This is a genomic window from Candidatus Zixiibacteriota bacterium, assembly GCA_020853795.1.
GTDB lineage: Bacteria > Zixibacteria > MSB-5A5 > CAIYYT01 > CAIYYT01 > JADJGC01.
The window spans coordinates 1-10,951 of sequence record JADYYF010000087.1 but is presented as its reverse complement, the minus strand read 5'-3'; the positions used below and the strand labels follow the sequence as shown (position 1 = coordinate 10,951).

General features: G+C 59.4%; 6 protein-coding genes. 3 read left to right on the top strand and 3 right to left on the bottom strand.

The genetic code is table 11. The features are described 5' to 3' along the window. A partial coding sequence (locus tag IT585_06755) for a dockerin type I repeat-containing protein (GenBank protein MCC6962934.1) occupies positions 1-1,724 on the top strand: 1,724 nt, incomplete at its 5' end. 181 nt (positions 1,725-1,905) lie between these two features. Beyond that, complete coding sequence (locus IT585_06750; protein MCC6962933.1) at positions 1,906-5,637, top strand: right-handed parallel beta-helix repeat-containing protein; 3,732 nt, start codon at positions 1,906-1,908, stop codon at positions 5,635-5,637. Between the two features lie 111 nt (positions 5,638-5,748). Here IT585_06750 and IT585_06745 read toward each other — a convergent pair whose 3' ends face one another. The 3 genes from IT585_06745 to IT585_06735 form a co-directional block, all read right to left on the bottom strand. Then, the gene (locus IT585_06745) at positions 5,749-7,128 is read right to left on the bottom strand and encodes a sigma-54-dependent Fis family transcriptional regulator (protein ID MCC6962932.1); all 1,380 of its coding nucleotides are present in this window, start codon (positions 7,126-7,128) and stop codon (positions 5,749-5,751) included. Between the two features lie 107 nt (positions 7,129-7,235). Next, positions 7,236-7,904, bottom strand: a complete 669-nt coding sequence (locus IT585_06740; GenBank protein MCC6962931.1) for a thermonuclease family protein — start codon at positions 7,902-7,904, stop codon at positions 7,236-7,238. Next, positions 7,901-9,223, bottom strand: a complete 1,323-nt coding sequence (locus tag IT585_06735; protein ID MCC6962930.1) for a tetratricopeptide repeat protein — start codon at positions 9,221-9,223, stop codon at positions 7,901-7,903. The genes IT585_06740 and IT585_06735 overlap by 4 nt, the downstream gene beginning before the upstream one ends. 1,384 nt (positions 9,224-10,607) lie before the next feature. On the opposite strand from IT585_06735, the gene IT585_06730 reads away from it, so the two are divergent. Beyond that, a partial coding sequence (locus IT585_06730) for a hypothetical protein (GenBank protein MCC6962929.1) occupies positions 10,608-10,951 on the top strand: 344 nt, incomplete at its 3' end.

Here is a 10,951-nt window from a genome sequence, read left to right as displayed (position 1 = left end):
TGGCGATTCCTACCTGGTCGTTCGCCAATTCCGAGGCCAACATGTGGCCGTCGTCCTACTGGTCGTCAATCAACTACTGCACGGCAACGACGCCTTGCCGGCGAGCTTGCTACTTATGTCCGTCATCTGATTTCCCGAGTTGGGATCTGTTCGCTTCGGCTCTGGGAAACAGCCAGTGCTACTTTGATCCGCCGCCGGGTGCCGTCATCATCCGGCCCTCGGCAATCGCGCAGTGGAGCGCCATCAAGGGTGATTGGAACGGATCATGCTTTGGGTTCGCGGCAACATCGCTGCTCTACTTCGACAGTCTGCGCAACGTCGCCGCCGACTTCCCCGGATACGGCTCGGTCAGCGCGGTGCCTCTCACTGATGATTCGCGCGACCTGATCAACAGGCTATATCTGTATCAGTTTGGGCAGAACCAGCAGGCGCACATTAGCGCCCAGACCAATTCCTCCAATCCGACGCAGACGTTGCTCGCATGCCGCAGCCGGTTTGAGAACGGTACCGTTGACGATCGGGTGCTGATGCTGTTCGACAATTCCAGTAGCGGCGGTCATGCCGTTGTGCCCTACCGATGCTCGCAGGACGGCGGTGATCCGACCACATGGTATATCTATGTGCGTGACAGCAACTTCCCGGGCGACAATACCCGCCGGATCGTCGTCAACACTTCGACGAATACATGGTCGTACAGCGGTCTGCCGGGCTGGGGCGGTTCCGGGCGGATGTTTCTGATGGATGCGGCGGAGAACTACCTGGGCCCGCTTTTCCTCACTGACACGGCGGCGGCTTCAGCCAACATTCGCTACTACTTCGGCGAGACTGGCAGCGTCAAGATCGAGTCTCCGATCGGTGAAATCGGCCACCTGGGTGATGTGCTTTACGGCAACGTGCCGAACGCGATTCCGATCATTCCCGCTAACGGACAGAACACGCGACCCCTCGGGTATGTCCTGCCATCGGGCCACTGGTATTGCGAGGCGACCGGAGTGACGGATGGGGTTTTCACGGTTGTCGACGGCAATAAGCGCGTGTTTCGTCACGGCGGCGCCAAGTCGGGGATCATCAGCGCCGCGTATGTTCCGATCGGAGTGGTCGGACCGGGCGGAACGCTGACAGTCTACAACAACCTGACCGGCCCCGTACGCATGTTACCGGAATCCCTGTACGTTCAGGCGATCTCAATTGAACCCGACTCGGAAATCGTGGTTGAAATTGGCGATTTCCACGTCACCGCCGGGGACTCACTCAAGGTGATTTTGAGCGACGGCAGTTTCGTCGATGTCGAGAATTTCGGCGAAAGCACCAGCTACGACTTGTTCATCGAGATTGTGAACGCCCAGACAGATGCCGTCTTTTACCACCCGGGCATCCCTATCACCGGGGATGGCGCCCACCGGGTTCGACCCGACTGGCGGTCACAGGGGGACTCCGCGGTCATCCTGATCGACTCCGACCTTGACGGCCAATTTGAAGATTCCGTGCGCGTGGCGAATTTGAATGAGCCGCTGTATCGATGCGGCGATGCCGATGCGTCCGGCGCCGTTACAATCTCTGATGCCGTCTTCTTGATCAATTACATCTTCGCGGGTGGGCCGGGTCCGGTCGTCGTGATGGCTGGTGATGCCGACTGCAGCGGGCTGATTACCATTTCCGATGCCGTGTACCTGATCAACTACATCTTCGCCGGCGGGCCGGCGCCGTGCGCGGCGTGTCCGTAAGCTGCCCTTCGGTAAGCCGTCCGGCATAGCAAGACGCAGAAGAGGAACGCCGCCGCGTTCCTCTTTGGCGTTGGGACGGCAGCCTAATCATTGCTTCTGCAAAAAAACACTGCCTAAATAGACTCACATTCTCTATATTTGTCGGCGATCACGTTTACCGCTTACAAATCTGGAGAATGCGATGAATTCACGAATCCTCTTTCGCTTCGTTGGGGCCGCACTGGCGAGCCTGATGCTGCTGGCCCCGGCAACGCGCGCCGAAGATTGCGGCACGACGCTCAGCGCTGCCGATCTTCAGGCCATCCGGGCACTGCTGGACGAGCCGTCCTTCGGGCGCGATGCACGCTCGACCGATTTCTACGATTTGCCCATTGCGATGCACATCGTGCGGCAGAGCAACGGCACCGGCGGCATCGGCGCCGCCGAGGTGGCGGCGGCCATCGACAGCGCGAACATCCTGTTCGCCCAGGTCAATGTAGCGGTGTACGAGATTCAGCCGGTGAACTTCATCGACGAAGACTTCTTCTATTTCGACATGGCGACCGACGTCCAGATGGACAGCCTCAAGCGCTATGACAAGGTGCCGAACGCCGTCAATATCTACTGGGTGCCGAGTGCGTCCAACTTTCCCTACTGCGGCATTTCGTCGTTTCCGTCGTCCGGCGTCCAGGGAATCATCATGAGCAACAACTGCGGGGGGCTGCTGTCCAAGAACTCGACGTTGGTGCATGAGATCGGGCACTACTTCAATCTCATGCACACCCATGAGACCTATCTCGGAACTGAATGCCCCAATGGCAGCAACTGCGCGATTGCCGGGGACCTGGTCTGCGACACACCGGCCGACCCCAATGTCAGCGGCCACGTCGGTGTGGCGCCGGGTTGTCTCTACGACAATTTCGCATCCCCGCCCGGCGGTTGTGATGCGACCCCCTACAATCCGCCGGTTGACAATATCATGTCGTATTCGCGCCAGTCGTGCCGCGATGTTCTCACGGTGGGACAAATCGACCGCTTCCGCTATGCCGTGGAGAAACTCCGGCCGGAACTGGCCACCGTCATCAACGGCGTCCTGATCAGTCCGCTGGCGGTCAATCCGCTGATCGTGCCGCTGGCGACCAAGCAGGATTCGGCGATTGTGCTGCAGAATCTTGGCGTCGGCAATGTGACCTTCGGCAGCGCGACCTCGGTGTTCGGCAACGTGGATATAACCGGTGGGACGCCCGTGACCCTGATGCCCACGCAGTCGGCCAGCGTCACGTTCGAGTATGATGCGCTGGCACTCACTTCGAGTTGCGACCTGGGGGTGGTGTCGGATACAATTGTCATCACGGCCACAGCGCCGACGGTGTGGGAGGTGCGCATTCCGGTGACCGTGAACATTGCGTACGCGGCCACGACGCAGGACTTCAACACGTTTAGCACTTCGTGTTTGCAGCTGGGCGCGCCGAACACGCCGGCGCTTGGTGATCGCACGTCGACTGCCCTCGTCGATCCCGTCAGCAACGTGCTCTACGACGGCTCATTGCTGCTCGGAATGGTCGACGGCTTCGACACGACGGTTTACATGGACATGTTCGCGCAAAGCGATTACCTGACCGCCGATGGATTCGCAGCCGGAGTCGATGCACACGGCCGCGCGACGCAGACGCTGCGCTTCGCGACGACCGATGCCCGGCTGAGCGGCGAAGTGATCTACCACTTCGGCGGCGACACCGGCACGCCCGACAGTTGCCAGATCATCGAGATTGAATACCGCGTGCGCAACGAATGCGACACGGCTCTCCAGCTTGCCGCCGGCATTGCCGGCGACTTCGACATCGACGGCTCCGGGTCGAATAATGCTCGCGTTGCGGCTGCCGACTATCTCGTCTTGGTCGAGCAAGGCGCGCATGCAGCTGGTTTCGCCAATCTCACGCCCTGCCCGCAACTGGGATCGCTGCGGACGCTCTCCAATGCGATTTCGGTGTATCCGAACAATAGTCTCGTTGACGGCGCAACGTATGCGGAGATGATGTCGCCGAACAGCGGCGATCTGCTCGGCCAGGACGTATCGATTCTCATTTCGTTCGGCAGGTTCAATCTTCCATCGGGGGGCGAGCGGACACTGCGCGCTGCGCTGATGACGTCCCAGATCGGCCTGGCGAGCTTGCAGGCCGCCGCCGCTGCCCTGCGCTCGTCGAATCCGCCCGGCTTCTGTTATCTTGAGGTGCCGCAAGTCTTCGGCAAGATCCAAGACGCGATCACGGCCTCTGCCGACGGCGATACGATTGTCATCGCGCCTGGGGCCTATGCCGGGCTGGGCAACAAAGACCTCGACTTTCAGGGGAAGAAGATTGTGTTGCGCGGCGCAGCGGGACCGGCGGCGACAGTAATCGACTGTGCCGGATCGGTGGGAAGCCCGAGCCGCGGCTTGCGCTTTGACAATGCCGCGGAAAACCGCAGTGTGGTGGTCGAAGGATTGACGATCAAGGACGGCTATGCCCCGGCCGACGGTCCTGGTGCGCGTCCGGAGGGCGGCGCGGTAATCATCATGAACGGTGCTTCGCCGATTTTCCGCAATTGCCGCTTCGAATCCAACCATGGCGAGCGCAACGGCGGGGCGGTGGCAATCGAGGCGAGTTCAAATCCGCTCTTCGACAACTGTGTCTTTGTCGGCAACTCGGTCGGCACCGACTGGGGTGGCGCGATTTACCTGGGATCGACCTCCGCCGGGCAAATTGTGAATTGCGAATTTCAGAACAACTCGGCCGTGGCCGGAGGCGCGCTCGCCTTGGACAACAGCGCAACCCTCACCGTCGACGGCAGCCGGTTCAGCGGGAACAACGCCCAGTACGCGGGAGTCGTAGTGTGCGACGCTTCCGCCGCTGATTTCACGGGCTGCATATTTGCGGCTAACTTTGCGGCGATCGCGGCGGGCGTGGGATATTCTTTCAACGAGACCACACCCTCGACCTTCACCAATTGCACCTTTGTCGGCAACTTCCTGTCAACGCCAAGCCCGAATTCGGCCAGCGTGTACTATGCGCAGGATGCACCGGTGGAATTCTCCCGCAGCATCTTCTATGGCAACACCGGCGACGAGGTTCTGATCTGCGACGGCAGCGGCGCCTTCACGATTGACTGCAGCGACATGTTCGGCAATGCCGCCGGAAACTGGACCGGTTGCGTAGCCGGTCAGGCCGGCAGCAGCGGCAATTTCTCCGCCGATCCGATCTTCTGCAACCTCGCGGGCGAAGATTACCGGGTGAGAAGTTCCTCGCCCTGCGCGCCGGCGAACAACTCCTGCGCCGCCTTGATCGGCGCGGGCGCACCGGCCTGCGGCAATACGCCGGCAGGAAGTGATGTGGCAGTCGCGGTGGCCGACAGCGTGACGGTGATCTTCGCGACGGTCACCGACGACGGTGAGAGTTCGGTGGCAGTTTCCTCCAGCGGCCCGACTCCTCCGGCCGGATTCGAGATTGTTCCGTCGAACCCGGAGGCGTACTACAATATCACGACGACCGCGCCGTTTGCGGGCGTGATCGAGATCTGCATCAATTACGATCCGGCGCAGGTCGCTCCCGGGAATGAGGCCGACTTGAAGCTGTTTCACTACGATGGTTCGAGTTGGGATGACATTACTACGGCGATCGACGAGACCAACAACGTCATCTGCGGGGAGACGACGACGTTGTCGCCGTTTATCATTGCGCGGCCGGGTTATATCTGCGGCGATGCCGACGGCACGGCGATTGTGACGATTTCCGACGCTGTTTATCTGATCTCCTACATCTTTGCCGGCGGACCGGCGCCGAATCCGATTTTGTCCGGCGACGCCGATTGCAGCAGCACGGTGAACATCTCCGACGCCGTGTACCTGATCAACTACATCTTCGCCGGCGGTCCGGCGCCGTGCGCGGGGTGCCCGTAGGCTCCAACATCAGATTAATCGATGCGGAGAAACACAACAGCCGCCTGGATCGCTCCGGGCGGCTGTGCTATTCCTGCTCCTTGGAATCTTGACGGTGTGGATGCGCTCCGCCTAACCGAAAACATCCTTGTTGGTGTCGATTTCGTACTTCTTGATTTTTTCAAATAGTGTTGTGTAGTCGATCTGCAGAATATCCGCGGTCTTGCGTTTGTTGCCGCGGGTCTGATTGAGGACGCGGATAATCATCGCGCGCTCGGCCTGCATCTGCGCCATCTGGCCGACCTCCTTCAAACCCGCACCTTCGCGCAGGCGCACATCCTCCGAAGTCGACAGGCGAATCGCCAGATGCTCCGGCTTGATCTTCTTCCCTTCCGCCAGGATGATCGCCCGCTCGATGGTGTTCTCCAGTTCGCGGACGTTGCCGGGCCAGTGGTAGCGCTCGAGAATTTGCAGGGCTTCGCGCGAAAGCGTTTTTTCGCCCTTTTTCATCTGCCGCCAATACTTGTTGATGAAGTAACTCGCCAGCGGGACGATGTCCTCGCGGCGTTCGCGCAGCGGCGGAATATGAATCGGGAAGACCGAGAGACGGTAGAACAAATCCTCGCGGAAGCGTTTCTTGGTGATCGCTTCCTGCAGATTCATGTTGGTCGCGGTGATGATGCGGACGTCGACCTTGATCGGCTTGGTGCCGCCGAGGCGCTCGAAGGTCTGTTCCTGCAGGACGCGCAGCAGCTTGGCCTGCAGCGAGAATTCGAGGTCGCCGATTTCATCGAGGAAGATCGTGCCGCCGGAAGCGATTTCGAACTTGCCCATTTTGCGGGCGTGCGAGGAGGTGAAGGCGCCTTTCTCCGAGCCGAACAACTCATTTTCCAGCAGCTCGCCCGGAATCGCCGCGCAGTTGATGGTGATATATGGCTTGGTCTTGCGCGACGAGAGCGAATGAATCGCCCGCGCAAACAGCTCCTTGCCGGTGCCCGATTCGCCGGTGAGCAGGATGGTCGTGTCGGAGGAGGCCACCTTCTGTACCAGCCGCATCACTTCGATCATTTTTTCGCTGGTGCCGATGATGTCGGTGAAGCCGAGCGATTCGGCCAGTTCTTCGCGCAGCAGGTTGTTTTCGGCGACCAGCCGCTGATTTTCAAGCGCCCGCTCGACGATCATGCGCAGGTGGCCGGTATCGAACGGTTTTTGCAGGAAGTCGAACGCCCCCTTCTTCATCGCCTCGACCGCCGTTTCGATCGTACCGTAGGCCGTCATGACAATCACAGCCGAGTCGGGGTCGACCTGCCGCACCTGCGACAGGACGTCCATGCCGGAGATATCGGGCATGCGCAGATCGGTCAGGATGACGTCAAAATGCTTTTCCTTGGAGCGCGCGACGCCGACATCGCCGGTCTCGGCAGTCTCGACATCGTAACCGTCGGCCGCCAGCGAGGCCTTCAGCATTTCGCGCATACTGTCTTTGTCGTCGATAACGAGTATGTTAGACACGGCAGTTCCTTGCGATAGTCGGCCGCGCGGCCGGTGATCATCCTCTTCTCGATTATCGACAGATCGGGGATTATCTTCAGCGCGGCAACGTCTTCCGGTGACGGCGCTTACGGTTTGCAGTTGCGGCAGGGGGAATAACAGTCGTTCAGGAATTCCTCGCGCGTCGAGCGCTTGACCAGATGCTTCATTTCCCCGCTTTCGACAGCGCTGCAGGTAGGGCGGTGGAAGCGCCGCCGTTCGGTATTGCCATAATAGACGCTCTCCAGCGGCTCCGGCGCGTGCGACCAGATGCCAACCTTCTCCCTCAAAGCAGCCCGCTGGGCGGCGCAGAGTTCCTGGAAGGCCGCGCTTGCCAGTTGACCCTCGAAGAAATAGGCGGTGGCCAGGCCGTCCTCGAGCAGTCGTTCGTTGACGAAAATCGAGTCGGCGAAGACGAAGGCCAGCAGGCGCTGGTAGCGATCCGTCTTCTCCTTGCCGAATTCGTAGCGGATTTGAGCGGCTGAAGTCAGCAGGCGTTGAAGTTCTACTTCAGCCTCTTTGGCGAACGGCTGTCCCTTCTCCGGCGTATCGATGCCCAGAAGTCGCACAGTGTTTCCTTCTGAATCGGTGAAGGTGTCGCCGTCGAGGACGTGCACGCCCGGCTGGAGGGTTTCCGGAGGCGGTACCGGTTCGGGTTTACGCGCAATCTCGCGCACCAACAGCAGGATGATCGCCAGCAGGATGAGGCCGAAGATATGGGAGAAACGGATTTTGCCGCCCGAACGCCTTTTGCTCAATACGAATCGCCCCGCAACCTTTCGCGCAGATGCCGCATTTCTTCAGTGTCGCGGCCGAATTCCTCCGCCTCGGCCAAATGATGGCGGGCCTTGGTCAGATCTTCCTTTTCGAAATAGATTTCCGCCGCCACGATATGGGCGGGCTGATGCGACGGATTCAGGCGAATCGCCGTATCGATCGCTTCGGCGGCTTTCTCCAGCCGATCGAGAATCAGGAAATACTCCGCCAGCACGATGAGCGGCTCGGGATAGGAGGCATCGAGTTCCTGCGCCCTGCGGACCAGTTGCAGCAAGCGCTCGTCATCCTCGGTGTCGGTCGACTTGATCCGCTCGAGGTAGGCATAGGCGAGGCCGATCAAATAGCCGGGATCGTACGGATTCTTGCGAATCGCTTTGAGAAATTCCGCCTCGGCCTCTTCGAGGCGGTCCTGCATCAGGTAGACCCACCCAAGGGCGAAGTTGACCTGCGAACTGCCGGGATTATAGCGGAAGGCGCGGCGGATATGTTCCTCCGCGCGCGCGTATTGCTGCGTTTCCTTGAAGGCGTACGCGATTCCCATCTGCATCTCGAAGTCGTCCGGATTGTTGTCCAGCGACTCTTCGAACGACTGGATCGCCAGCGGATAGTTGCCCTTGGAGAGGAAGAACTCTGCGCGCTGGCGCGGATCGGACTCGAGTTCCATCGTCATATGCAGGAGCGCGTGAAATTCGCGCTTGTCGAAGTCGATTTCCAGGCCACGAGCGAAGGCTGCCCGCGCCGCCTCAAACTGACCGCTCTCCAACCGGCACTGCCCCAGGCCCAACAGCGCGCGATGGCTGTATTCGCGCCGCTCGGTGAGGTCGCATTCCACCGCGCGGTCAAAGTGGCGGGCGGCCTCGTCGTAGAACGACATCGCCAGCAGCGTCGCGCCCATTTCGGTCAGATACTTGGCGGAGTCGGGGAATTCCTGCAGGCTGTTTTCCAACTCGTGCCGGCTCGACTTCATGCGCCCGGACCGCTGATAAACCAGCGAGCGGTGATAGTGGGCTTCCGGCGCTTCGGGGAATTCCCAACGCAGGAACGCCTCGCCGGGATTGCGGCGGATGTAATTATTGTATTCCTCGGCGGAATTGAATTTCATGGTCTGGCTGACCCGCCGATGCAGGATTTTCGTGATGGAGCTGTTCCGGGAGATGATGCGGTCGGTCTCGCGCAAGACCGTGTCGTAGTCGCCGGCTTCGAGCGCCGAACTGATCGAGACGAACGACGCCTGCGGGTCGCCGGCGCGCTTGATGCGGCGCACGACGGCGCGCAAGAACTCGCGGAATTGTTCGATCATACGCGACTAATGTATGGCGGAATCGGATACCGTCAAGACTAAAACTGATTAGTATTATTGATACTACTATGACTCAGTGCCGGCAATCGGCGTCTGAGACCTGGAACTATCCCGCAAGCTGTGGTACGCTTGGGATCGATAGATTCTGCAGGAAAATCGCGGCTTGTCCGCAACGCAGCGGTCCAGCCGAAGATATTTCCCGGGGCCCCCAACCTGGTCACTTTTACTATTATTGATACTAATTAAACTCCGGTTCCGCCTCCCCCTCGAGGTGTCCTGGGGACGATTCCAAACGAGGGTGGCGATCATCAAGGCGAGGCTAATCACTGATGAAGCAGTCCATTACAGCGGATTCAGCGGGTCGGCGCGGTTGCGGCAGACTCTGCGGTCACTCTGCGAGCAGAGGCAAAACACGTAGTATTATTGATACTATGTCTGCGCGGGTGTCGCGGAATTGCCGCGAAAATCGCGGTTGAGCTGGCTGCGGCGGCCAGTTCCCTGCCCTGGGCGCACCTTGTCTGGGGGAGATGGGTTCGCTGCGCACAGTCGAAATGGCCGGGCGTGTGCTCTGCGGAGCCCGGGCAGGGCCGGCTCGTCCTATATGGAGCTGACTCGGGTCGGGTGGCTTCTGGGCTTGGTTCCAGGCACAAGGACAGGTGGGAGAAGACCGGCGGGCGGTCCGGGCTGGCGATATCCGATTTCGTTGAAAATGAAGCTGTTATCGCTGGGGATTTCGGCCGGAAAAGGGCAAAAATTCCCTTGACATTTCCGCCCCCAAGCGTAGATTGGTGCCGGTTGGTTGAACGTTTTGATGTACCTACCGTACATTACTCTCAGCAAAATCAGCACGTTTTCCGGTTAACGACAGCGTTAACAGCACAAGCCTCTTGCACCAAGCAAACCCATGTCGATGCGGTTTTTGTTACACAAAATCGTGATCGTCGTGTACTGCGTCCTCCTATTCTCTCTTATCACCAAATCCTCATTCGCTTTACTTGTCGCAACTACTAACTGATGAAGCAAGACGCAGTCTTGAGGAGGTGTGATCGCTTCGGGCGGTTCACAGTCGATATCGTAGTTAAGAAGACAATTACTGTGTACGACCTTACGCGGGGAAACTAAAGCGATACTCGGAAGTACCGAAGTTATTAGCAGAGGTGACCCCAATCTCCAAGATTAGGAATCCTTGAGACAAGTAGTTGGCCGGTTGACCCAACAACCCTAGACAAGTTCACGGGTCGCTCCAACTCCCAGGTCTCGGTCAGACTGCTGCAGGCTGCATGATCTGCTGCAACTGCCGGGGACTTAGGTTGGTGTCTTCGCAGCCCGCGCTGCGCCGGTCGAACTACCAACGTATTTTCCTAACTGTGTAAGGAGGAAGTACATGTTCAAAAGACTTTTGCTGGTCGTGCTGACACTGGCCCTAATCGTGGGTCTTTGCAGCATGGCTTTTGCAACCAAGGATCCGAGTTCCTATAAAGTTGGCACCTATACGATCGGCGTGCCAGGATCGGGCCGCGCGCTTCACCAGCCGCAGCCGATTCACCCGCCGACGACTCCGTATTCAAACGGCATTGTTCACGCGTTGCCGAATCCCCAACAGCCTGCTCCGCGCTCAGCCGCAGCGACCTGCGACTGGCATTCCCAGTACGGCACCATTAGCTACTACTTTAATGGTTCGGCTGGTTTCGGACAGGCGGTGCGGTGGACTCAGACCAACGCGGCTGA